Origin of the sequence: Microtetraspora malaysiensis, assembly GCF_001528665.1 — a bacterium.
Classification (GTDB): domain Bacteria; phylum Actinomycetota; class Actinomycetes; order Streptosporangiales; family Streptosporangiaceae; genus Microtetraspora_A; species Microtetraspora_A malaysiensis.
Map to the genome: position 1 here is coordinate 1 of NZ_BBYJ01000033.1, position 22,629 is coordinate 22,629.

22 protein-coding genes and 1 tRNA gene are annotated in these 22,629 nt (G+C 71.0%); 11 read left to right on the forward strand and 12 right to left on the reverse strand.

What is annotated here, in order from left to right:
- The 3 genes from AWQ71_RS43460 to AWQ71_RS34030 all read right to left on the reverse strand — a co-directional run.
- Positions 1-274 (reverse strand): hypothetical protein (locus tag AWQ71_RS43460; RefSeq protein WP_218002075.1); only part of this gene is annotated, 274 nt, incomplete at its 3' end.
- A 721-nt stretch (positions 275-995) separates the two neighbouring features.
- On the reverse strand, positions 996-1,685 hold the full coding sequence (locus tag AWQ71_RS34025; RefSeq protein ID WP_067141498.1) for a hypothetical protein: 690 nt from the start codon (positions 1,683-1,685) through the stop codon (positions 996-998).
- A 179-nt stretch (positions 1,686-1,864) separates the two neighbouring features.
- Positions 1,865-2,437 (reverse strand): TetR/AcrR family transcriptional regulator, encoded by a 573-nt coding sequence (locus AWQ71_RS34030; protein ID WP_067141501.1) that lies wholly within the window; start codon positions 2,435-2,437, stop codon positions 1,865-1,867.
- A gap of 102 nt (positions 2,438-2,539) precedes the next feature.
- On the opposite strand from AWQ71_RS34030, the gene AWQ71_RS34035 reads away from it, so the two are divergent.
- A complete protein-coding gene (locus AWQ71_RS34035) occupies positions 2,540-3,244 on the forward strand; it encodes an alpha/beta fold hydrolase (RefSeq protein ID WP_067141503.1) in 705 nt (234 codons plus the stop codon).
- Here AWQ71_RS34035 and AWQ71_RS34040 read toward each other — a convergent pair.
- Positions 3,241-3,792: a hypothetical protein gene (locus AWQ71_RS34040; protein WP_084259600.1), complete on the reverse strand. Its 552-nt coding sequence runs from the start codon at positions 3,790-3,792 to the stop codon at positions 3,241-3,243. The genes AWQ71_RS34035 and AWQ71_RS34040 overlap by 4 nt on opposite strands.
- A gap of 2 nt (positions 3,793-3,794) precedes the next feature.
- Complete coding sequence (locus AWQ71_RS34045; RefSeq protein WP_245656588.1) at positions 3,795-4,184, reverse strand: response regulator transcription factor; 390 nt, start codon at positions 4,182-4,184, stop codon at positions 3,795-3,797.
- A 132-nt stretch (positions 4,185-4,316) separates the two neighbouring features.
- On the opposite strand from AWQ71_RS34045, the gene AWQ71_RS34050 reads away from it, so the two are divergent.
- The 3 genes from AWQ71_RS34050 to AWQ71_RS34060 all read left to right on the forward strand — a co-directional run bounded on the left by AWQ71_RS34050 (position 4,317) and on the right by AWQ71_RS34060 (position 8,300).
- Positions 4,317-4,388, forward strand: a tRNA-Arg gene (locus AWQ71_RS34050).
- A 361-nt stretch (positions 4,389-4,749) separates the two neighbouring features.
- The gene (locus tag AWQ71_RS34055) at positions 4,750-5,568 is read left to right on the forward strand and encodes a helix-turn-helix transcriptional regulator (protein WP_067141506.1); all 819 of its coding nucleotides are present in this window, start codon (positions 4,750-4,752) and stop codon (positions 5,566-5,568) included.
- Positions 5,568-8,300: an AAA family ATPase gene (locus AWQ71_RS34060; RefSeq protein WP_067141509.1), complete on the forward strand. Its 2,733-nt coding sequence runs from the start codon at positions 5,568-5,570 to the stop codon at positions 8,298-8,300. Before AWQ71_RS34055 ends, AWQ71_RS34060 begins: the two co-directional genes overlap by 1 nt.
- Here AWQ71_RS34060 and AWQ71_RS34065 read toward each other — a convergent pair.
- The 4 genes from AWQ71_RS34065 to AWQ71_RS34080 all read right to left on the reverse strand — a co-directional run bounded on the left by AWQ71_RS34065 (position 8,260) and on the right by AWQ71_RS34080 (position 11,616).
- Positions 8,260-8,919 (reverse strand): isochorismatase family protein, encoded by a 660-nt coding sequence (locus AWQ71_RS34065; protein ID WP_067141512.1) that lies wholly within the window; start codon positions 8,917-8,919, stop codon positions 8,260-8,262. The two genes, AWQ71_RS34060 and AWQ71_RS34065, sit on opposite strands and share 41 nt — an antisense overlap.
- Positions 8,920-9,055: 136 nt before the next feature.
- Positions 9,056-9,916, reverse strand: coding sequence for a nuclear transport factor 2 family protein (locus tag AWQ71_RS34070; protein ID WP_067141515.1), 861 nt, complete (start codon positions 9,914-9,916; stop codon positions 9,056-9,058).
- A gap of 21 nt (positions 9,917-9,937) precedes the next feature.
- Positions 9,938-10,579, reverse strand: a complete 642-nt coding sequence (locus tag AWQ71_RS34075) for an NADPH-dependent F420 reductase (RefSeq protein WP_067141518.1) — start codon at positions 10,577-10,579, stop codon at positions 9,938-9,940.
- Positions 10,576-11,616 (reverse strand): LLM class flavin-dependent oxidoreductase, encoded by a 1,041-nt coding sequence (locus tag AWQ71_RS34080; protein WP_067141521.1) that lies wholly within the window; start codon positions 11,614-11,616, stop codon positions 10,576-10,578. Before AWQ71_RS34080 ends, AWQ71_RS34075 begins: the two co-directional genes overlap by 4 nt.
- A 77-nt stretch (positions 11,617-11,693) precedes the next feature.
- On the opposite strand from AWQ71_RS34080, the gene AWQ71_RS34085 reads away from it, so the two are divergent.
- On the forward strand, positions 11,694-12,170 hold the full coding sequence (locus tag AWQ71_RS34085; RefSeq protein ID WP_067141525.1) for a MarR family winged helix-turn-helix transcriptional regulator: 477 nt from the start codon (positions 11,694-11,696) through the stop codon (positions 12,168-12,170).
- A gap of 91 nt (positions 12,171-12,261) precedes the next feature.
- Here AWQ71_RS34085 and AWQ71_RS34090 read toward each other — a convergent pair whose 3' ends face one another.
- Together AWQ71_RS34090 and AWQ71_RS34095 are read right to left on the reverse strand one after the other, a co-directional pair.
- Complete coding sequence (locus AWQ71_RS34090; protein ID WP_067141528.1) at positions 12,262-13,314, reverse strand: hypothetical protein; 1,053 nt, start codon at positions 13,312-13,314, stop codon at positions 12,262-12,264.
- Between the two features lie 109 nt (positions 13,315-13,423).
- The gene (locus tag AWQ71_RS34095; RefSeq protein ID WP_067141531.1) at positions 13,424-13,948 is read right to left on the reverse strand and encodes a MauE/DoxX family redox-associated membrane protein; all 525 of its coding nucleotides are present in this window, start codon (positions 13,946-13,948) and stop codon (positions 13,424-13,426) included.
- 53 nt (positions 13,949-14,001) lie between these two features.
- Between AWQ71_RS34095 and AWQ71_RS34100 the strand changes: the two genes are divergently transcribed.
- From AWQ71_RS34100 to AWQ71_RS34120, 5 genes are all read left to right on the forward strand, one after another.
- Positions 14,002-16,722 carry an AfsR/SARP family transcriptional regulator gene (locus AWQ71_RS34100; protein ID WP_067141534.1) on the forward strand — a complete coding sequence of 907 codons (2,721 nt, stop codon included), beginning with the start codon at positions 14,002-14,004 and terminating at the stop codon, positions 16,720-16,722.
- A gap of 95 nt (positions 16,723-16,817) precedes the next feature.
- Positions 16,818-17,003, forward strand: a complete 186-nt coding sequence (locus AWQ71_RS34105) for a hypothetical protein (protein ID WP_067141537.1) — start codon at positions 16,818-16,820, stop codon at positions 17,001-17,003.
- A 61-nt stretch (positions 17,004-17,064) separates the two neighbouring features.
- A complete protein-coding gene (locus AWQ71_RS34110; RefSeq protein ID WP_067141540.1) occupies positions 17,065-17,619 on the forward strand; it encodes a TlpA family protein disulfide reductase in 555 nt (184 codons plus the stop codon).
- Positions 17,616-19,454, forward strand: a complete 1,839-nt coding sequence (locus AWQ71_RS34115; RefSeq protein WP_067141543.1) for an ABC transporter ATP-binding protein — start codon at positions 17,616-17,618, stop codon at positions 19,452-19,454. Before AWQ71_RS34110 ends, AWQ71_RS34115 begins: the two co-directional genes overlap by 4 nt.
- Positions 19,451-19,888, forward strand: coding sequence for a S26 family signal peptidase (locus AWQ71_RS34120; RefSeq protein ID WP_067141546.1), 438 nt, complete (start codon positions 19,451-19,453; stop codon positions 19,886-19,888). Before AWQ71_RS34115 ends, AWQ71_RS34120 begins: the two co-directional genes overlap by 4 nt.
- A gap of 75 nt (positions 19,889-19,963) precedes the next feature.
- Here the strand turns inward: AWQ71_RS34120 and AWQ71_RS34125 are convergent, their stop codons facing one another.
- Positions 19,964-21,475: an alpha/beta hydrolase gene (locus AWQ71_RS34125; RefSeq protein WP_169806696.1), complete on the reverse strand. Its 1,512-nt coding sequence runs from the start codon at positions 21,473-21,475 to the stop codon at positions 19,964-19,966.
- Positions 21,476-21,776: 301 nt separating this feature from the next.
- Between AWQ71_RS34125 and AWQ71_RS34130 the strand changes: the two genes are divergently transcribed.
- Positions 21,777-22,595, forward strand: a complete 819-nt coding sequence (locus tag AWQ71_RS34130; RefSeq protein ID WP_218002077.1) for an endo alpha-1,4 polygalactosaminidase — start codon at positions 21,777-21,779, stop codon at positions 22,593-22,595.
- Positions 22,596-22,629 lie beyond the last annotated feature (34 nt).

Genomic DNA, 22,629 nt, shown 5'->3' on the forward strand with positions numbered 1-22,629 from the left:
GTTCTACCGAAGCCGCGCCCGGACCCAGGTAGCCGAAGAAAGGAGGCGCCGTTTTTGTCGAGGTCGCGCTATTCGCCGTTGAATTGCTTCCTTTCGCCGCATCGGGGAGAAAGTCGTCAATCGTAAATATGGCGGCACTACGGGGCGTTTCGCCCGTTTGGGCTGACCCGGGGGTTGTGGCGCGCTCCCACCAGTCGGCATCACAAGGACGGGACTCGTCGCGACCCGGTAGTTCATCAGGAAAGAACCCGGCGGGCTCGAACAGCTGAGTCATGCCCACCCCCGATCGCGATTAGAACGCCTGTATGAATAATGCCAAAGGCGGCGGCGCTAATCAAGTCGAATTCGCAAAGAATTTCGAGGCGAATATCGATATCAAATTTCAGGAAATATCGGACGCTCATATCGCGAGGGCTGTGGCGATGCCCGATCTCACCCGGGATCACGCGAGTACCCGCGCAGGTGGAAGGCCGGCCCCTCGCCGCCGTCCCTCGCGGCCGTCCCTCAACGGCCCCTATGGCGGATCTGCGCAGGCGCGCGGCCGGTTCCCGGCGCAGGCGCACAGCCGAGTTCCCGGCGGCGCACGGTGGGACCGACGTCCGGTTCGGTGCCGCGGCAGGTGTCCGACCGTTGAGGCCCCGCGAGCTCTCAAAGGGGAGCAGGCCAGGGGGAGGCCGGCGCGGGACCCGCCCCTACGTAGCTATCAGCGGAAACTCTGACAACCCTCCCGTGCGCAACCCCGCCTGTCGTTGTCGCGCGCCTGGGTTGTGAATCCGCCGGCGGTCGCGGCGTCCCGGACGAAGCCGTCGGGAAACCCGTCGGGAACTTCGTCGGCTCGGGTCGGTGAGGCGTCACGGTGCGGGTCGGCGACGGTCCCCGTTATCTGGATTCGGTGTCGACGCTTCTGAGCGTGTTCCCTCGAAACGGGGCACGGCCGGTCTCCGGGAACGTTTCCCGGAGACCGGCCGCGTCTCACGTGGCCGCCACGGGGCCGGTCACGACGGCGACTCCAACGGCGTCGGGACGCCCGGGGATCCGGCTCCCTCGTGCCCGGTCGGCCACTGCGGACGGCTGAGGTTCACGAGCAGGGCGGCGGGCGCATTGTTCTCCTTGCCGGGGCTGATCACCCAGACCGTGTCGCCGGAGGCGATGTCCGCCAGCCCCCTGCGGTCGGCGCAGACGCGGGTCGAGTCGTTGATCGTGTACGTACGGGCGTAGCCGTCGGTGCTCTGGACGGAGACGGAGTTCTGGCTGATCGAGGTCACCGTCCCGGTCTGGGTGGTGACGGTCTGGTAGCCGCCGCCGCGCTTCGGGACGACCAGCTCGCCGTGGACGGCGCCGAACGGACCTTCCATCCCGTGCCCGGGAGGCCCGGTGGGCACGGGAGGCCCGGTGGGCCCGGTCGGAGATGGGGTCGGCTGGGCGAGGACGGCGGCCGGGCCGAGCGCGTCGGCCGGGCCGGGAACCGGATATCCGCGGGAGGCGCCCTGGGCGGCCGCGTCGCCGTACGAGGGCCGGGTGGGGGCGCTCGCCTGCGCCCCCTGATGGTCGCAGCCCGTACCGGCTGCGCCCGTACCGGCTGCGACCATCAGGGTGGTGGCTCCGAGGAGCAGTCCGCGGCGGATCAGGCGCCGCGGCGGCGTCTCGCGCGGGAGCCGGGCTGGGGTGAACTCGCGATCGACCATCGGGATTTCGGGGCGGGCGTTCCCCAGCCGGTGCGGGGCGGGGAAGATCGCCCCTCCCTCCTCTCGGGAGCGTGCTGCGCTCAGGGTGTCCTTCCGCCGCGCTCGCTCCGTCCGGCGACGCGATCTGCGCGGCACGGACCGGCCGCGGGCACGGTCAGGCGCCCTCGGCCCGCGATCTGTCACCCGCGGTGGGCGCCTGGCACCGCCGCTACCCCGCCCAGCACGGCCCTGACGGCCTCGCCGGTAAAGCTCTTGTCCAGCGGCAGCCCGCGGAACGCCACGCGCAGCCAGACGGCTCCGGCCAGCAGGTCCACGATCAGCATCGGATCGATGTCCTCGGCGATCTCGCCGCGCGCGCGGGCGCGCTCGAAGATGGGCGCCTCCCGGGCGTACCGGTCGGCGAAGAAGGCACGGGTCGCCTCGGCCAGCTCGGGGTTGCCCACGGCGGCGCCGAGTGCGGCGACCGCGACGTCGCACGCGGGGGGAGCGGTGAGGAGCCGCGCCATCTCCTCGGTCAGGGCCCGGAGGTCGCCGCCCAGCGAACCGGTGTCGGGCGACTCGAGGTCGAGCGCCCGCCCCTCGATCAGCGCGGAGCCGAGGAGGGCCGCCTTCGACGGCCACCACCGGTAGATGGTGGTCTTGTTGACCCCCGACCGCTCGGCCACGCCCTCGACGGTCAGGCCCTCGTACCCCTTCTCGGCGAGCAGCTCCAGGGTGGCGTTGAGGATGTCGTCCTTCTTACGCGGTGCCATGTCCGTCACCCTACCGCGATCGCAACGCACCGTTGCGTTGTGGTTGGATAAAAACGCTACGCGACGTTGCGTTGCGTTCCTCGCGTTGAAGGAGGTCGTGTCATGGCGGATCTGCCCGTCGTCCTCGTCCATGGGACCCGAGTCTCCGGCTCGATGTGGTCGCCGGTGCGGTCGCTGCTGCGGAGCCCGTCGGCCGCGCCCGACCTGCCGGGCCACGGTTCCCGGCGCGGACAGCCGTTCGATCTGGACGCGGCCTGCGACGCGGTCGCGGAGTGCATCGCCGGGCTCGGCGGGCGGGCGCTCGTCGGCGGGCTGTCGCTCGGCGGCTACGTCGGCATCGCCACCGCCGCCCGCCATCCGTCAATGGTGGCCGGGCTGGTCGCCATGGGGTGTACGGCCCGGCCCGCCGGCGCCTTGGTCCACGCCTACCGGCTCGCCGGGCGGCTGGCCGTCGCGAACGCGGCGCGGGCCGACCGGGTCAGCGCGTACGTGATCCGCCGGTCGCTGCCGGGATCAGCGGGGGAGGCGATGCTCGCCGGCGGCCTGTCCTGCGAGGTCGTCCCGTCGGTGGTCGCCGCCGTGGCGTCCGAGGACCCGGTGGCGTCGCTGGCGGGATATCCGGGGCGGGTGTGGCTGGTCAACGGGGCGCGCGACCACTTTCGCGCGGACGAGCGCGCCTTCCTGCGGGCCTGCCGGAACGGCAGCCTCATCACGATCTCAGGACGCGGCCACCTGGGCGTGCTGGCCGCTCCCGACCGGCTGGCCGTGTTCCTCGACCGCGCGGCCGCCGAGGTGGCGGCCGGTTAGACCGCCGTCCATTCGTGGCGCTGGAGGAACGACCGGTCTCCCGTGGCGTACTCCAGCATCGCGCGGCGCACCTCGGCGAGGTCGGCGGTCACGGTGGCGCGGATCTCCCCGTTCTCCTTGAACTCCAGCTCGTAGCCGGGGGACACCTGCATGAAGTGCTCCCCGAAGCAGACGAGCGCGACGAACGGGTTCTGCGGCGAGAGCGTCTCCAGCACGTCGGAGATCAGCTTCAGGTCCGGGTCTCCGACGATCATCCCGTCGCCGGTGTGCATCTGCATCTGGGGATACACGCCGCGCGGCTCAAGGTTGTGCACGAGATCGCGCTGGGGGTCATAGCAGACGAGGCCATGCTCCCGGGCCAGTGCGAACACGGCGTTCGAGATTTCGTCCACGCGCTCCAGGGGGATGTCGTCGATCCGCTCCCCGGGGAAGAGCGCGGCGAACGCGTCGGCGAAGCCGTCGCCGGGCTCCGGTGGGCCGTCGAGAAAACGTTCCCGGGCCTGGTCACGTGAAATAGGTTCAGATTCGCGCCATACCGCCAGCTTCATGGCTATGACGATAGGGCGCCGTCGGCGAGGTCGCGGACCACGTCGATCAGCTCGGCCGGGTCGAACGGTTTGGTCAGGTAGGCGTCCACACCGATGCCGAGCCCCCGCCGCTTGTCGTCCTCCTGCGCGCGGGCCGTGATGAGCACGACCTTGATGTGGCTGGTGCTCTGATCGGTGCGCAGCCGGGTGGCGGTCTCCCACCCGTCCAGGCGCGGCATCATCACGTCCAGGGTGATGATGTCCGGATCGACCTCGTGGACGCGGTCGAGGCAGTCCTGCCCGTCGTACGCCGTCTCGACCTCGAACCCCTCCAGGGTGAGGTTGACCGCGATGAGCTGCCTGATGACCTCGTCGTCGTCCACCACGAGTACACGGCCCAGAACGTCGTTCACGGGCGCAAAGCTAACCCCTCGCCGGGGGTCCACGCGTGGCTTTCACCGGATCGTCGCGGGATCGTCGCAAAGACGGCCCAGAACGATGTGCGCGAGGAGTCCATGGGAACTGGTAGCCTTATCTCTCGTTGAGCCCCCTTAGCTCAGGGGATAGAGCACCGGCCTCCGGAGCCGGGAGCGCAAGTTCGAATCTTGCAGGGGGCACTCACAATCTAGCTAGTCGAAACGCCTCGTGGCCTGCGGAAACGCAGGCCATTCGCGTATCCGGGGTATGCCACAGGATGTCACCGATGGCAACCGGATGCCCATGATCACGTACGAGGAGCGTACGGATCTTGAGATCACTCCAGCAGCCTGATCGGAGTGGTCCATCGCGGCGACATCCTGATGCCAACCTGAGCGGGACAGCATGACCGCGAGGCCGAGCGGGAGAGCCGCCCCCATCTCACCGTCCGGCGATCTCGTCATCTCGATGCTTGTACCCGACCAGATGAGTCCGCTGGAAGGCGCTGGGTACCCATGCCAGGGGCTGGCAGTGCCCGCGATCGGGCGTGACAATCGCGGTATGGGTGATCAGCTGGGGGAGTTCCTGAGGGCTCACCGTGCCGCGCTGGATCCCGGCGAGAGCGACGTGCCGTCCCACGGCCTACGCCGGGTGCCGGGTTTGCGCAGGGACGAGGTGGCCCAACTGGCGGGCATCAGCGTGAACTACTACACACGGCTTGAACAAGGTGAGAGTCACCAGATGTCCGACTCCGTATTGCACGCGCTGGGCAACGCGCTGCGGCTGAGCGTGGACGAGCGGGCGCACCTGGTCCGGCTCGCGAGGCCCGCCCAGGCGGAGCAGATCCGCCGGCCGTACGGGCCGGAGCGGGTGCGGACGTCGGTGCTGACGCTGGTGGACAGCACCGCCGACCAAGCGGCGATCATCGTCGGCCGGTACTTCGACCTGCTCGGCGCGAACCGGCTCGGCTATGCCCTCTACGGGCTCAATCCCGGCCAGTACGTCAACCTGGCCAAGATGCTCTTCCTCGACCCGGCCATGCTCGACCTGTTCCCGCACTGGCACGAGGAGGCCGCAAGGACCGCCGCCTACCTGCGGATGGCGACCGGTGACATGCCCGACGACCCGGCGCTGTCCGACCTCATCGGGGAGCTCAGCATCAAGAGCCCGGAGTTCGCCCGGCTGTGGGCCGCGCAGTCGGTGGCCGAGTGCACGCATTCGACGCGCCACTACCGCCACCCCCTGGTCGGCCCGCTGGAGCTCAACGAGGAGAGCCTGCGGTTCGCCGACGATCCCGGGCAGCGCGTCATCTTCCTGGGCGCGACACCGGGCTCGGATTCTGCGCAGCGCCTGCGCCTGCTGGACTCCCTCGTTCCCTGATGATCGGCCGCGCCGCTGACGTGCGGCACGTGATCGAATTTTTCGGCGGCGAGTACGGCCGGAGCCTGCACGTGGTCGGCGAGGCGGGGGTCGGCAAGACCGCCCTGCTCGACGCGGTGGCGGGCATGCTCGCGGCGGAAGGGACGCGGGTGCTGCGTGCCGACGGCGTGGAGTTCGAGGCCGGCGTCACCTATGCGGGGCTGCACCAGATCCTGACGCCGGTGCTGGACCAGGCCGAACACCTCCCGCCCAGGCTCCGCGAGGCACTCCAGGTCGCGCTCGGCTCAGACACCGGCCCCGTGCCTGACCGATTGCTCCTGGTCAACGCCACGCTGGCGCTCCTACGACACATGGCGGGCGGTAAGCCGCTGCTGCTGGTCGTGGACGACCTGCCCTGGCTCGACCTGGCCAGCGCCGCGGTGCTGGGGTTCGTGGCGCGACGGCTGGCGGGGACGGGGATCGGGTTCCTCGGGGCATCCAGGAGCGGGGTGAGCAGCCTGTTCGATCATGGCGGGCTGGCGGAGATGGAGCTGTCGCCGCTGGACGATTCCTCGGCTCACGAGCTGCTGTCCGAGCGTTTCCCCGCGCTCGCGGGCCGGGTGCGGGCTCGGGTGGTCGCCGAGTCCGGTGGCATTCCGCTGGCGCTGCTGGAACTGCCTGCCGAGCTGAGCGGGGCGCAGCGGGCGGCGGCGGAGGGGCTGCCTGCCGTACTGCCGTTGGGGGAGCGGTTGCGGTCGCTGTTCGCGGCACGCGTCACCGTCCTGCCCGAGGCCACGCGCGGGCTCCTGCTGCTCGCGGCCCTGGACGGCACCGGCGACCTCGGTATCCTGCGCGCGGCGGCCAGGGCGGGGGAGGGGCTGGCCGCTCTCGCCCCGGCCGAGCGGGAGCGCCTGGTGCGGGTGGACGCCGCCACGCCGCGCCTGACCTTCCGCCACCCCCTGATCCGGTCGGCCGTGGTCACGGACTCCACCCTCGCCGAACGCAGAGTCGCCCACCTCGCGCTGGCTGAGGCCCTGGCGGGACGGCCGGAACGCCAGGTGTGGCACCTGGCCGAAGCCGCGATCGAGCCCGACGAGCAGGTCGCCCGGCAACTGCAGGACACCGGGCACGCGGCGCTGCGCCGGGGTGATGCGGTCGGCGCGGTCACCGCGCTGACCCGGGCGGCCGACCTGAGCCCCGCCTCCGGGGATCGCTGCCGCAGGCTGGCGGAGGCGGCCTACATCGGCGCGGAGTCGACCGGCGACCTGGCCAATGCCACCGAACTGCTGCGCAGGGCCCGCGGCGCGGACCCCGGTGGGAGCGGCGCACTGTACGCGGCAGCGGCGGCCGTATACGTGCTGGTCGACGCCGAGGCCGACCTGGTGACCGCGCACCGGCTGCTGACCGGCGCGATCGAGGCCTCGGGCCCCGTCTACGACACGGGCGACCCAGCGCTCGTCGACGCCCTGCACACCCTCCAGCTGGTCTGCTGGTGGAGCGGCCGCGAAGAGCTGTGGGCCCCATTCGTGGACACGGTGCGGAAGCTGAAACCCGCTCCGCCGCCGATCCTGGCCCTGGCCGCCCGAACGTTCCCCGATCCCGCGCGTACCGCCGCCGACGGGCTCGACGCGCTGGAGGCCGCGCGCCACGTGCTCGGCCGTACGGCGGATCCGACCGTGCTGGTGCGGGGCGCGACGGCGACCGTCTACCTCGACCGGGTCGGCGAGCTGACCGGTCGCCTGGCGGACCTGGCCACCGACGCCGAAGGCCCCGCGCGGCGGCGGGTCGGCGCGCTGATGCACCTGTGCATGGAGAAGTTCCTGACCGGTGAGTGGGAGGAAGCCCGGCGGCTGGCGGCCGACGGGGTGGCGCTGTGCGAGGACGGCTACCCGTTCTTCGCCTGGTACTTCCACTACAACCAGGTCCTGCTGCACGCCGTGCACGGCGAGAGCGAGGCCGGTGACGCGCTGGCCGAACGGATGCTGCGCTGGGCCGCCCGCCGCGGCGTCGGCGCGGCGGCCGCCTTCGCCCACCAGGCGCGGACGCTGGTGAGCCTGGGCGCGGGCGACTACGAGGCGGCCTACCGCCACGCGAGCGCGCTCACCCCGCCGGGCACGCTGGCGCCCTACGTCGCGCACGCGCTGTGGGGCGCCTTCGACCTGGTCGAGGCCGCCGTGCGCACCGGCAGGGACGGCGAGGCCGCCGCGCATGTGAGGGTGCTGCGCGAGCTCGGCATCGCCCGGCTGTCCGGCCGGTACGCGATGCTGGTCGCCGCCGCGGCCGGCCTCGCCGCCCCCGCTGACGAGGAGGCGATCACGCTGCTGCGCCAGGCACTGGCCGTCCCCGGCGCGGACCGCTGGGCTTTCGAGCACGCCCGCGTACGGCTGGCCCTCGGCGAGCGGCTGCGCCGTACCGGGGACAAGGCGCAGGCACGCGAGACGCTCACGGCCGCGGTGGACGCCTTCACCGGGCTCGGCGCCAGGCCGTGGACCGAGCGCGCCCGCAGGGAACTGCGGGCGGCCGGACCCGGCGGCACGGACTCGCTGCTGACGCCGCAGGAGCTGGAGATCGCCCAGCTGGCCGCCTCCGGGCTCACCAACAAGCAGATCGGCGAACGCCTCCACCTGTCGCACCGCACTGTCAGCTCCCACCTGTACCAGATCTATCCCAAGCTCGGGATCACCACCCGCGCCGCCCTGCGCGACGCCCTGACTAGGACAGGAAGTCGGGCGCCTTCACCAGGCCCGCATTGACCTGGTCGAAGACGAAGTCCATGTACATCGCCGAGGCGCCGCCGCGCCGGGACAGGATCGCGGTGGTCGCCGCCCGCTCCGGCGAGGTGTAGTCCGGGGCCCACTCGGCGACCACGGCCACCCAGTTGATCGGCTTGGCGCCCGCCATCACCAGGCGGGTCTTGGCCAGCTCGTGCGCCTCCGGCGTGACGCCCGCCGAGCAGTCGGGCACGAAGTACACCTCGTAGCCGTCCTTGAGCGCGCCGAGCACGGTCTGAGCCAGGCACACGTCGGTGGACAGGCCCGCCATCACCAGCTTGCGCCGGCCGGTGGCCTCGACCGCCGCCCGCACGCCCGGGTGCGACCAGGCTGCGGTGGTCACCCGGTCGATCGGTGCGACGTCGGGGAAGACGGCGCTGATCTCCTTGAAGATCGGATCTACCAGCGGGCCGCCGGAGGCCCCGACCGTCGTGAGCACGGTCGGCACGTTAAGCGCCTTGGCAGACTCCGCCAGCCCCGCCACGTTGTTGATCAGGTCGTTGTGCGAGAGCGGGGTGGTCATCAGCGCGACCCCCGGCTGGTGGTCGATCAGGACGACGACGCAGTTGTCGGTGGTGAGCTCGTTCGGGTTCTCAGACACGGTTCCTCCACTGGTCGGCGTGGGCGGCGGCTCCGCCCTACATCCACTGTGGTGAGCGGGGACCCGTGCCACATCGGTCAAGTGACGGTTGTTCGCGTCAGCGCGAATGCCCCGTCATTTGACTGGGTTCCGCTGTTCACCGTTCGACGGTCGCCCCAAGCAGCGCGGTCTGCGCCGAGTCGTCGATCAGCGAACCGTCCCAGACGGTGGTGAGGCGGCTGATGCGTGACTCGCCGTCGAGTTCGAGCGCGACCACCCCGCCGGGTACGGCGGCGCCCGTGTTCCGCCACTCGTAGGCGCCGCCCTGCCCACTGCCGACCACATGCCGTACCGAGGTGCCGAGCCCGTAGGGCAGCAGGTCCCGCGCCCGGTCCAGGAACCCGCCGATGGCCTGGCGGCCGACCATGGCGGTGTGCAGTGTCAGATCCTCGAACCTGGCATCGTCGGTGAACAGGGCCGCCGCCGCTGCGGCATCACCGGTGGAGAGGGCGCCGGCCAGGGTGTCCGCCACCTGCCGCAGTACGGCGGGCGCGCGCTCACCGATCCGGCTCTCCCCGAACTCGGCGGGGTACTGGTCCGGGGGCACCCGCATCTGACTGGTGGCCGCGGTTCCGAAATGCCTGCCGTCCCAGTAGTCCACCTGGCGCTCGATCTTCCCGTCGCGGAGGTCCAGCGGCGCGATGACGCGCAGTTCGTGCCCGAACAACTGGGCCGAGTTGACGAAGAGGACCACGGCACCGCTCGTGTCACCGATGATCTTCACCGGGTACGTCGCGACGGGCGGCCGCCACGTTGCCATCAGGCCCCCCAAGGCCGCTGCGAGCGCCTGATGGCTCGTCCACTGGCCGCCGAACGTGGCGTCGGTGTAGGTCAGCCTGTCACGCGCGAAGTGGGACATGAACCCGGCGGCGGACGCGGCCGCCTTCTGCTCGAACAGGGAGAGCACCAGCTCGGTCAGCTCGGGAGTGGCATGGCCGGCATCGACGGGGTGAGACATCCTGCCTCCTTTGAATTGTTCTCAGCGTTGAGAGAAGCTCTTCAGCCTGGCCCGGACCTCCGCGGCGTCGACGTCGGCCCCGAACAGGGCCGTCCCCGGCTGGAACCGCACGCCCTCGGCGAGCGGCCCGGCCACGACCGGGTCGAAGCCGAGCGCGTCGACCAGCGCGGCGACGGCGTCGAGACCGGCCGGGTCGTCGCCGGCGATCGCGATGGCCTTGCGTCCCGGGCTGCCCGCGGGCCGGGCCTCGTCCTCCAGGTCGTGGTAACCCAGATGGTTGAAGGCCTTCACGACGCGGGACCCAGCCAGGAAAGCCTGCACGATCTCGCTGGAGGACGTCGCCGGGTCGGTGAGGTCGTCGCGGACGCCGTCCACCTCCCACCAGTAGTTCATCGCGTCGACCACGAGCTTGCCGCGCAGCTCCGCCGCGGGCACCGTGCGGTACCTGCCGAGCGGCAGCGCCAGGATGACGAGATCGGCGCGCGCCGCGGCGTCGGCCGCCGTGGTCGCGACCGCGCCGGGAGTGAGCACGCCGACGGTGAGCGCGATCTTCGCCGGATCACCCGACCCGGCGATGAGCACCTTGTAACCCGCGGCCAGCGCGAGCCTGGCCAGCACGGTGCCGACCTTGCCCGCGCCGAGCACGCCGATGGTCTCGTTCATCGGTCACTTCTTCCGAGCAGGTCGCGGACCATCGGGATGACGGCCTTGCCGTACAGTTCGACGGCCCGCAGGCGGGCGCTCGCCGGTTGTGAGCCCGCGGTGTAGATGAGGTCGAAGCGGCCGACGCCGAGGGTGCCGACCGCGTCGGCGATCTTGCGGGCGACGGTCTCCGGCGAGCCGATGTAGAGAGAGCCGTGCTCCACCTCGGCGTCGTACTCCTCGCGGCGGATCGGCTGCCAGCCGCGCAGCGCGCCGATCCGGTCGCGCAGCACCCGATAGCGCGGCCAGAACAGCTCCCTGGCCTCCTCGTCTGTGTCGGCCACGAATCCGGGCGAGTGCATGCCGACCGGGTGCGCGGTGGTGCCGAACTGCTCGGCGGCACGCCGGTACAGCTCGAGGTAGGGGGCGAACCGCTTGGCCGGGCCGCCGATGATGGCCAGCATGAGTGGCAGGCCGTACGTGGCGGTGCGGACGACCGACTGCGGCGAGCCGCCGACGCCGACCCAGGTGGGCAGGCTGCCCGAGGCGGTCTTCGGGAAGACGTCGGCGTCCTCGAGTGCGGGCCGCAGCCTGCCCTTCCAGGTGAGGGGCCGCTCGTCCCGCAGCTTGGCGAACAGGTCGAGCTTCTCCTCGAACAGCTCGTCGTAGTCGGCCAGGTCGTAGCCGAACAGCGGGAACGACTCGGTGAACGAGCCGCGGCCGAGGATGATCTCGGCGCGGCCGTTGGAGAGCGCGTCGACGGTGGCGAAGCGCTGGAACACCCGGACCGGGTCGTCCGAGCTCAGCACGGTGACGCCCGAGGACAGGCGGATCCGCTCGGTGCGCGTGGCGATGCCGGCCAGCACGGTCTCGGGGGTGGAGATCGCGAACTCCGGGCGGTGGTGCTCGCCCAGCGCGATGACGTCGACGCCGAGCTCGTCGGCCAGCACCGCCTCCTTCACCACCTGCCGGATCGCCTCGGGGTGGGTCATCAGCTCGCCGTGGTCGTCCTCCGGCAGGTCGCCGAAGGTGTCCAGGCCGAACACGAGATCAGACATGACAGGCCTCCTTCGCTCAATGTGATTGACACGTCAATTATGTATGATGTGATTGACATGTCAACTAGGAGGCGGGGATGACGCGGAAGCGCAGCCTGCCCACGGCGGACGAGCTGCGGGTATGGCGGGACTACATCGAGACGGCCGAGGCGCTCAGGGCGGTGATCTCGGCGCGGCTGCAGAGCGACTCCGCGCTCTCGCCGGGCGACTACGCGGTGCTGTTGGCGTTGAGCGAGGCGCAGGGCCACCGGATGCGGTCCTCGGACCTGGCGGTACACATCAACTGGGAGCGCAGCCGCCTGTCGCACCACCTGGGGCGGATGGAGCGGCGCGGGCTGATCGGGCGGGAGGACTGCGTCACCGACAGCCGAGGGGCGGAGGTCGTCCTGGCCGCCGCTGGGGCCGAGGCGTTCCAGGCGGCGACGGTGCCGCATCTGCGGGCCGTACGGGAGCTGTTCGTCGACGCGCTGACGCCCGAGCAGCTCGGTGCGGCCGGGGAGGTGGCCACGGCGCTCCGCGCGCACGCCGGGCGCGAGGACCACGCGTCCCGCTGATCAACCCGTCCTCATCGATGACGGATCAGGCGTCCGCTCGTGGAGTCGGGGCGGTGCGTGAGGTTGCCGCCGAGAATGGTCGTGAAATCGTCTACGAGAACGGGTGTTGGTATCGGCGGTCTCTCACCTGGTCATAGATGGCGCGTAACCACGGCTGACGAACCTCCGGCAGGCGCGCCAATGTACTGAGGAACACCTTCCAATCGGGCCGGAACGGCCTCCACGGCAACAGTGGCGGCGGATCGTCGCGGCGGACACTGTCAGGCATCCCATTCGCCGCTGGAACAAGTCGCCGATCGTCGTGGAAGGCCATGTACATCCACACGTCAGCAGCCAGCGGCACCGCCCCCCGTGCACTGGTCGGCCACACCTCATCAGTCTGCGGATGCCGCGGTACCAGGGCTAGGTCCGTGACCGTGGCGGGCAGGCCCGGACCGGCCAAGACAAGGTCCCGTGTCGGTGGTCCCGGCGGGAGAAAGGTGTCGATCGCCCTGCGAAACACCTCGGCGACCGGTCCGTCGGGGACGGCCACTCGCTTGCCGCCCGACGCCGCCAGCAGGTGGGCCAGCGCCACCGCGACCGCCGCGGTCCACACCGGGCTCCACCATCCGGGCTGCTCGATAGGTGGCGTGCCCGGATGTCCCTCCCGTAGCGCCTCCCAGCCGACCACCCGACGAGCGGGGCCCTCGACGCTGACTGGGCGCACGGCGCGCGGGTCCAGCCACACCACCTGCCAGAGCGTGCAGTCGTCAATGCGGGTCGCAACCGCCTGCCCGCACTCCTCGCACGCCAGGTTCGGACCGTCTCGCCCGTCCAGCCCCAAACAGTAACCGTCGCACCGCTCAGGTATCAGAACGGTTCCGCGAACATCGCCGGGCGCAACCCCTACCGTTCCGGGCGGCCCGTACGACAGGGAGTAGACCGGCGCGTATACGCCGCGGGCCTCCGCTTCGTCCGCCCCCACCTCCTCCCATCGCCGCCTCGGCGGTCCGAAAGGTTCTGGGTTCACCGCGTACGTCCCAGGCTCCAGGAGCGCAGGCAGCAGTTCATGGCCGTAATGCTGACCGGCGTGGACGGGGAGCGCGACCCGTGACACCCGCGCCGTCAGCACGACACCGCATCCCGCGCACGCGAACACGACCATCCGCCCTCCAACACCTCGACGACTGGATCATGCTGGCCCAAATTCGGCCTTGGAGGAACCGCTCGTCACCGATTGGCTGAGATACGCCCGCACGGTGATCACATTCTGATCAGGTAGTACTCAGCAGCGAGACGAGATCGTCCCACCGGGTCAGCAGCAGCCCGAGCAGGGCTCCGAAGATGGCGACGATCACCGTGAAGACCGGGTCGAAGGAGCCGCTCACCGCGGACGCCGCCAGGCCGAGCAGGGCCGCCGCGGCGAGGATCAGGTTGCGGACCACGTGCGCCACGCTCAGGGGCGTTTCCGAGGCGCCGAAACAGCGGCAGGGGACGGCGGCGCCCCGCCGGATCACCATGACCACGGCGACGGTGAGGCCGCCGAGGAGCAGGGCCGCGAGCGTGAAGGCCGCCGTCCCCGCCTGGCGCAAGGGAATCGCCGCCAGTACGACCACGCCCGCCTCTGCCAGGACGGCCACCACCGCTGCCGGGGTGACCAGCGCGCCTCCAACGACCGCCATCGACCTGACGGACTCGACGAACCGGATCCAGGCTCCGCGACTGGCGACCTTGCTCGCCAGCGCGAGCGCGAACACCGTGAATAAGAGCAGCCGGCTCGCCACCTCGACGTATTGCATATCGCAACTTAGTCATAGCCGGACGAATCCGACAAGCACTACCCTCCACGATCATGCTAATACGGCTGATCGGGCCAGTTGAGGTCGAGCGTTCCGGAGAGTTTCGGCCGGTACGGCCGCCGCAAGTCGCGCTGGTGCTGGCCGCTCTGGCCTGGGACGTCGGCAGGGTCGTGCCGGTCGAATCGATCTTCTACCGGGTCTGGGGAAAGGAAATCTCCTCCGGCGCGCGAGGCTCACTGCACACCGTCATCACCCGCCTCAGGCGCGAGGTTCTCGCGGACGAGGGCGCCGTCATCCGCCGCCTCGGTGGCTACCTGCTGGACGTGGAGGAGTCGGCGGTGGACGTGGTGCGCTTCCGCACGCTCACCGAACAGGCGATGACGGCGCCGGACCCGGCTCCGCTGCTCGATGAGGCCCTGGGGCTGTGGCGCGGCGACCCCCTGACGGGAGTGTCCGGCGAGTGGGCCGAACGCGTCCGCCACCGCCTGCGTGACGAACGCAAGGAGGCGATGCTGGGCTGGGCCCGGTCGGTGACCGGACGGGACGCCGTGACCGCGGTGGCCGGCCTGTCATCGCTGGTCGAGGAGTATCCCCTGGACGAGCTGGTGGCGGCGGCGCTCATCGAGGCGCTGCACTCGTCGGGGCGTAGCGCCGAGGCGCTGGCACACTTCGCCCGCGTGCGCCGCACGCTCGCCGAAGAACTGGGCGTCGAGCCCGGCGCCGCGCTCCAGCGTCTTCATCGGTCGCTCCTGCGGTCCGGCGAGGTGGGCGAGCGCTCCAGCCGGGTGCCGGCGCAGTTGCCCGTCGGCCTGCGGCACTTCGTCGGGCGGGCGGCGGAACTGGGGCGGCTGACCGAGGCCTGCGAGCAGCCGGCGACCGCGGCGGTCTGCGCGATCTCCGGCCCACCGGGGGTGGGCAAGTCGTCCTTGGCGCTGCACTGGGCCCACCTGCATCGCGGCCGCTTCCCCGGTGGCCAGCTGTACGCGGACCTCGGGACGGTCTATCCGGAGGCCGTCATCCACCGCTTCCTCGGCGCGCTCGGCGTCAAGGAATCGGAGATGCCCTCGGACGTCGACGCGCAGATCGGGCTCTACCGCAGCATGCTGGCCGATCGCCGGGTTCTCGTCGTCCTCGACGACGCTCGCGACTCCGCCCAGGTGCGCCCGCTCCTGGCCGCAGGCCCCGGCTCGGCGACACTGATCACCAGCCGGTCGGAGCTGCCCGGCCTCGCGGTCGCCGAGGGCGCTCTTCTGGTGCGCCTGGACGACTTACCCGGTGAGGACGCCCATCACCTCCTGGTGGCGCGGCTTGGCGAAGCACGGCTGGCGGCCGAGCCCGAAGCCGCCGCGCAGATCATCGAGCAGTGCGAACGGCTGCCGCTGGCGTTGGCGATCGTCGCGGCGCGACTCGCGCAGCGCACCGACCTGCCGCTGGCCGAGGTCGCCGCCGACCTCGCCCGAGTCGGCGCGGACCTGGAGCCGTTCGCCCACAGCGACCCGGCCATCGACCTGCGCAGGGTGTTCGGGCGCTCGTACCAGGATCTGTCCGCGCCCGCGCAGCGCCTGTTCCGGCTCATGAGCCTGCACCCGGGGCCGAATCTGCCACTGCCCGCCGCAGCCGGCCTGGCCGCGCTGCCCGCGGACCAGACGCGGCGGCTCACCGCGGAGCTCGACCGCGCCAACCTGGTCACCATCCGCACGCCCGGCCGCCTGAGCCTGCACAACCTGCTACGGGCCTACGCCTCAGAACAGGCCCGCGCCACCGACCCTCACAGGGAACGGCGGGCCGCAGCGACCCGGCTGCTCGACTACTACGTGCACTCGGCGTGCGCCGCCAGCGCGCTGTGCTACCCGCACCGCGAGGACCTGGAGCTGGAGCCGCCGGCGCCCGGCGTCGTCGTCGAACGATTCGGCGGGCCCACGGACGCCCTGCGCTGGTTCGCCGAGGAGTCCGTGGCGCTGCCCGCGCTGCAATCGGCGGCGGCCGAGTCCGGGCACGACCGGCACGTGTGGCGGCTGGCGTGGGCGTACGCGGAGTTCATGCAGCGCCGCGGCCCATGGGCGATGATGCCGCACGTCCAGGCGGCGGCGCTGGAGGCGGCAGGACGGCTCGGTGACGACCTGGCCGCTGCCCGATGCCACAACAGCATCGCCCGCGTTCACAGCAGACTCGGCCGCCACCACGAGGCGCTCGAACACTTCGGCCACGCGCTCGACCTGCACGAGAACCTGGCGGAACCCGGCCTGGAGGCCCACGTCCACCTGGGCATGAGCGTTTCGGTGAGCAGGCTGCGCCCCGGCGAGGAACTGGGTCACGCGCTGCGCGCGCTGGAGCTGTTCCGGCAGGCAGGCGACGCGGTCGGCGAGGCGCGGGCGCTGAACAACGCCGGCTGGTCGCGTACCCGGCTGGGCGAGTACGACGAGGCACTGGACGACTGCCGCCGGGCCCAGCGCATTCTGGCCGAGCTCGGATTCGCCCACGGCGAGGGCCACGCCTGGGACAGCGTCGCCTACGTGCTGCATCTCAAGGGCGATTACGCGGGGGCGGTGGCCGCCTTCGAGAGGGCGGCGGACCTGCTGCGCGGCCACGACGACCCGCAGGCGGCCGCCGAGACGCTGGTCCGCATGGGCGAGAGCCACCTGCTCGCGGGCGAGGACGCGAGCGCGCTCGACGCCTGGAGGCGGGCGGCCGAATCGTACGACGCCGTCGGCGACGCCCTCGGCGACACGCAGGCGGAGAAGGTACGCGAGCGCATCGCGGCGCACCACCGTTAGGCCGTTGAGAATCCGCTGAGAAATCGATCAGCCTCCGGGTGCAGGCTTCTGCCGCACCAGGCGGGTGAACGGCCCGCTGTACCGAAGGAGGTTCGATGCGAGTCGTGACCAGAGTGGCCGACCGGCTCCTGGCGATGATCGCGCCGCACACTGTGGCCAGAGCGACGGACTGCGGCTACGAGTGCTGCAGTTTCCCGGCATTCACCGCGAAGTACTGCTGCTACTACCCCGGCGGTAAGAAGTCCTGCGGCAGCTGCGCCAAGTACATCTACTGCAGTTGATCGACCAGTGCCCGGCCGCGGCTCAGCCGTGGCCGGGCACGCCCTTCCCCGGAGGTGTCCCATGGAGCCCTATCTGATCGCCATCGTGATCCTGGTCGGGATCGTGTCTCTGCTGAGCCTGCTGCTGTGCCTGGCCGTCATCCGGCGGCTGCGCGAGCACACGAAGCTCATCGACGCCCTCTACGAAGTCGTCGGCAACGGTCTGCCCAGCGCGCACGCCGGGCCCTCGCTCGGCGACGTCGTCGGCGAATTCGACGCCACGACCGTGGACGGAGACCGCGTCGCGCGAGACCTGCTGCCCGACGGAACGGTGGTCGCCTTCCTCTCACCCGAATGCCGAGGCTGCCGGGAACAGCTGCCCGAACTCGCCGCCTGGGCGGCCGGCCAGGACCGGGCCCGCGTGCTGGCGGTGGTCGACGGCCACGCGGCCGACCCCGCTCACCTGGTCACGACGCTGGCGCCGGTGGCGCGGGTGGTCATCGCGGACGCGTCGAACCCGGTGGCCAGAGCCTTCGGCGTGGAGTCGTACCCGACCTTCTTCGAGGTGGCCGCGGGCGGCAGGCTGCTCGCGATGGAGGCCAAGATCTCCCGGCTGCCGGCCGGAACAGCCGCATGAGCGAACCGGGCTGGCAAGCGCCCGCTCCGCGCGCTCTGGCAGGATGCGCGGCGCGGGCCGCCGGACTGGCCTGGCGGGCCGCGGCGGTCCACCTGCTCGGGTATCTGGCGGTCACGCTCGTGGGCTCCGCCGTACCGGTCGCGCTGGCCTGGCTGACGAAGGCCGTACTCGACGGGGTGTCCGCCGGGCAGGTCGGCGCCTTGCCCGGCCTGGCGGTGACGATCGCCGCGGTCACCACGGCCGCCGCCGCGGCCACACACGCCGGGGACTACCTGCGCGCCGAAGTGGACCGCCGGGCGGCGATGCGTGCCAAGGACGAGCTGTTCGCGGCGGTCTCCCGGTTCACGGGACTGGCCCCGTTCGAGAACCCGGCCTTCCTCGACCGGCTGCGCCTGGCCGGGCAGAGCGCGGGCAACCCCGGCAGGCTGGTCGACACCACGCTCACCACCGTGCGGAGTGTGGTGACCGTCGTCGGATTCGTGGCCTCGCTGGCGCTCGTCAACGCCGCTTTCACCGTTCTGGTCGTGCTGTCGGCGATCCCCGCGTTGCTCATCGAGCTGCGAACATCGCGGCAGCGGGCCGCCATGATGTGGCGGATCGGACCGGCCGAGCGCAAGGAGCTGTTCTACGCGAGCCTGATGTCCACCGCGAACGCCGCCAAGGAGATCCGCCTGTTCGACCTCAGCGCCTTTCTGCGCCTGCGGATGCTGGCCGAGTTGCGGACCGCGAACACCGCCCGCCGAAAGCTGGATCGCCGGGAGTTCTTCGTCCAGGCGAGCCTCGCGGGCGCCTCGGCGATCGTGGCCGGCGCGGGATTGATCTGGGCGGTCCTCGCGGCGGGCCAGGGCCGGCTCAGCGTCGGCGACGTCTCGATGCTCGTCGCGGCCGTCGCCGGTGTGCAGGCCGCGCTGAACGTCACGGTGTCGGCCGGGGTCATGGCCTACGAACACCTGCTGGGCTTCCATCACCACGTCACGATCGTGCGGGCGGAGCCCGATCCGCCCACGACCGGCCGCCGGGCGCTGCCGTCCCTGCGCCGGGGCATCGAGCTGCGCGACGTCTGGTTTCGCTACGGCGAGGAGGATCCGTGGGTGTTGCGCGGCGTCGACCTGTTCATCCCTCACGGGCAGACGCTCGCGCTGATCGGCCGCAACGGCGCGGGCAAGAGCACGCTGGTGAAACTGCTCTGCCGCTTCTACGACCCGACTCGGGGGGCGGTCCTGTGGGACGGCGTCGACCTCCGCGATGTGCCACCTGAGGCCCTGCGCGCCCGGATCGGCGCCGTCTTCCAGGACTTCGTGACCTATGAGATGACCGCGGCGGAGAACATCGCGGTGGGCGACCTCTCGGCCGGCGAGGACCCCTCCAGGATCGAGCGGGCTGCGCGGGAGGCCGGTGTCCACGACGCCGTCGCCGCCCTGCCGTCCGGGTATCGCACGCTTCTGAGCCGGGTGTTCGACCCGGAGGAGGAGGGCTCGACGGCGCTGCTGTCCGGCGGGCAATGGCAGCGGGTGGCGCTCGCCAGGGCGTTCCTCCGCAGTGACCGCGACCTGATGATCCTCGACGAGCCAAGCTCGGGCCTGGATCCGGACGCCGAGTACGAGGTGCACAGCAGCCTCGCGCGGCTGCGCTCCACCCGCACCAGCGTGCTCGTCTCCCACCGCCTCGGCACGGTCCGCGACGCCGACCGGATCGTGGTGCTGGCCGACGGCGCCGTGATCGAGGAAGGCACACACGACTCGCTGATGGCCGATGGAGGCACGTACGCGCACCTGTTCCTCCGCCAAGCCTCCGGTTACCGCGAGGACGCCGAGCACACGGGCGCCTCCCGATGACGGCCGGGCTCATCGTGCTGATCGTCCTCGTCCTCGTCGTCGCCATCGCCGTGCTGTGGCTGCGCCGGCGCTACCTGGTGGTGACCGTCGACGGAGAGAGCATGACGCCGGCCTACCAGCCGGGCGAGCGCGTGCTCGTCCAGCGGGCGGCGCCCGGTTCGCTGGTCGCCGGCCAGGTCGTCGTGCTCTCCGGACGCCCCGACCCCGAGACGGGCGTGGGCGCCCGCTGGATCATCAAGCGGGTCGCGGCCCTGCCGGGCGACGCGATCCCGCGCGACACCGTGCCCGCGCTGCGGACCGCGCCGGGAACACGGGTGCCGGCCGGCCACCTGGTCGTGCTCGGCGACAACCCGGATCGCTCGCACGACTCACGTCACACCGGCTACCTGACAACCGACCGCCTGCGCGGTGTGGTGCTCCGCAAGATCGGCTGATGCTCGCCGCCGCCGTCGCGACCGCCGTGTCGATCGCCGAGAGTGACGGCGTGGGGGTGACGGAGACGCCGGCGATCAGGTGGCGGGACAGGACGTTCCCTTGGCGGGGACCTTGCCGGTCACCACGTAGTCCTCGACGATGCCGCTGACGCAGGGGCCACCGGCCGGGTACGCGCCGTGCAGGTCACCTCCGTAGGTGACCAGCACGCCGTTGGTGAGCTGCCTGCTCAGGCTCGCCGCCTCTTTGGCCGGTGCGGCCGTGTCCTTCTCCGAGCTGATCACCAGGATCGGGGCCGGGCCGGTGTGCCCGACCGTGCGCCCTTCGGGGTCGACGGGCACCGGCCACTGCGCGCAGGTGGGGATCAGGAAGGCGGTCATCGGGCTGAGCTGACCGAAGATCGGGGAGATGCGGGTCAACTCGGCCTCGACCCGGGGCAGGTCCCGTACGGCGGGCCGGTCGCGGTCACGGCAGTAGACCGCGCTGCTGTACGGGGCCGAGCCGAAGACCCCGAAGAGCGGGTAGGTGCCGTCCTGGCGTCCGGTGATCGCGTCGGCCAGCTTCAGCAGGGGATCGCCATCACCCTTGATCGCCTGGGCGAGCCTGGCCTCCAATTCCTGCCAGTACGGCTCTCCGCCAACCACGGCCTGCAGTGCGGCGATCGCCAGACTGGCGCCGACAGGACGGTCGCCACCCTTGAGCGGCTTGCTCTTGAGCCGCTCGACCAGTCCCTCGATGGCGCCGTTGACCTCCTTGGCGTCCTTGCCGAGGTCGCAGCCCTTCTTGACGCACCAGGCCAGGAATCTCTCGTAGCCGAGCTGGGAGGTGCGGGTGAGCTGCTTCACCACCTCGACCACCGACTGCCGGGGGTTCAGCCCGGCGTCCAGAACCATCCGGCCGACCCGCTGGGGATGCAACGTGGCGTAGACGCCGCCAAGGACGCTGCCGAGGGACATGCCGTAGTAGTTGAGCTTGTTCTCGCCCAGCGCCGCGCGCAGCCGGTCCATGTCCCTGGCCGTGTCGCCCATGCCCGCGTGCGGCAGGATCCCGCCGCCTTCCTTCTCGCAGGTGCGGATGAAGTCGGCGGTCGCCCGCAGGAACGCCTTGCGGTCGGCCGGGTTCCGGACGCCCGGGTTGACGGTGAACAGGCGGTCGGCTACGGCACCCGAGGCGCAGGTCAGCGGGGAGGTGCCGCCCGAGCCGCGTGGGTCGAAGCTCACCAGATCGTAGTGTTCGCGCAGGGCCGCGTAATTCTGGTGGCCCGCCGCCAGTTTGATGACGCCGTTGCCGCCGCCGCCGAAATTCATCACCAGCGAGCCGGTCCGGGTGCCGGTGGCCTTCGCTCTGATCACCGCGACGTCGACGGTCCTGGCTCTCGAGTTGCCGTAGTCGAGCGGCACGGTCAGCTTGCCGCAGTCCAGGCCCGCGGTGGGCACGGGCAGTCCGGTACACGCCTCCCAGGAGATCGCGGGTGCTACGGCGGCCGTACCGGCGGTCGTGCCCGCGACGGCGGCGGTGGCCGGCAGGAGTCCCAGCGCGGCCACCACCGACAGCACCAGGGACGACCTGGGTGACTGGAGAATCAACATAACCGCCTTCGGAGTCGAGGGACTTCTCCGTCGACCCTCCCAGCGGTTCCTCCGCGAATCTTCCTCAATCAGGGCAAAACCATCGAACCAAAGTCGACGTGAGGGCGATACCAAAGGTTGAAGACCACGGGCAACGTACAGGCTTGTGTCCAACTTTCTCGTTGGCGCTCGTTGGCCGTGGACCATGAGGGAGATCTCCTGAGAAGGGGCACATCGTGCTCCGGGATTCTCGCCTTCATCCAGCGGGCCGATCTTCCCGATGGCGCCCCCTCACGGCGACCCGCAGAGCTATAGTCCCGTCGTGATCATCAAACCCCCTCGGATCATGGCCCTCGCCCTGGCCGCGATCGGCGTCGTCGGCCTCCAGACCTCCGCGCACGCCGCCTCCGCCTCCGCCTCCGCCGCGTCCGGCGACTGGTGGCGCCCCAAGGCCGGGGTGACCTGGCAGTGGCAGCTCTCCGGCAAGATCGACACTTCGGTGCAGGCCGACGTGTACGACGTCGACCTGTTCGACACGCCCGCCTCGACGGTGTCCACCCTGCACGGCATGGGCCGCAAGGTCGTCTGCTACATCGACATCGGGGCGGCCGAGCAGGGGCGTCCCGATTTCAAGGACTTCCCGAAGTCGATCCTCGGGAACCAGGTCGACGGCTGGCCGCAGGAGCGGTGGGTCGACATCCGGCAGATCGACGTACTCAAGCGCATCTGGTCGGCCCGGCTCGACCAGTGCAAGGCGAAGGGTTTCGACGGCGTCGAGGCCGACCTGGTGGACGCCTACCAGCAGGACTCCGGCTTCCCGGTCACCGCCAAGCATCAGCTCGCCTTCAACCGCATGCTCGCCCAGGTCGCGCACCAGCACGGCCTCGCGATCGGGTTGAAGAACGACCTCGACCAGATCCCGCAGTTGGTCGGCGACTTCGACTTCGCGGTGAACGAGCAGTGCGCCCAGTACCGCGAGTGCTCCTCGCTGACCCCGTTCATCAAGGCGGGCAAGCCCGTCTTCCACGCCGAGTACTCCCTGGCACTCAGCAAGTTCTGCCCGGAATCGAAGCGACTCGGCCTGAGCTCGATCAAGAAGACCCTCGACCTCACCGCCAAACGCGAAACCTGCCCCGTCTGACCCCTGACCGGGCGTCAGCGGTGACCGACGACGA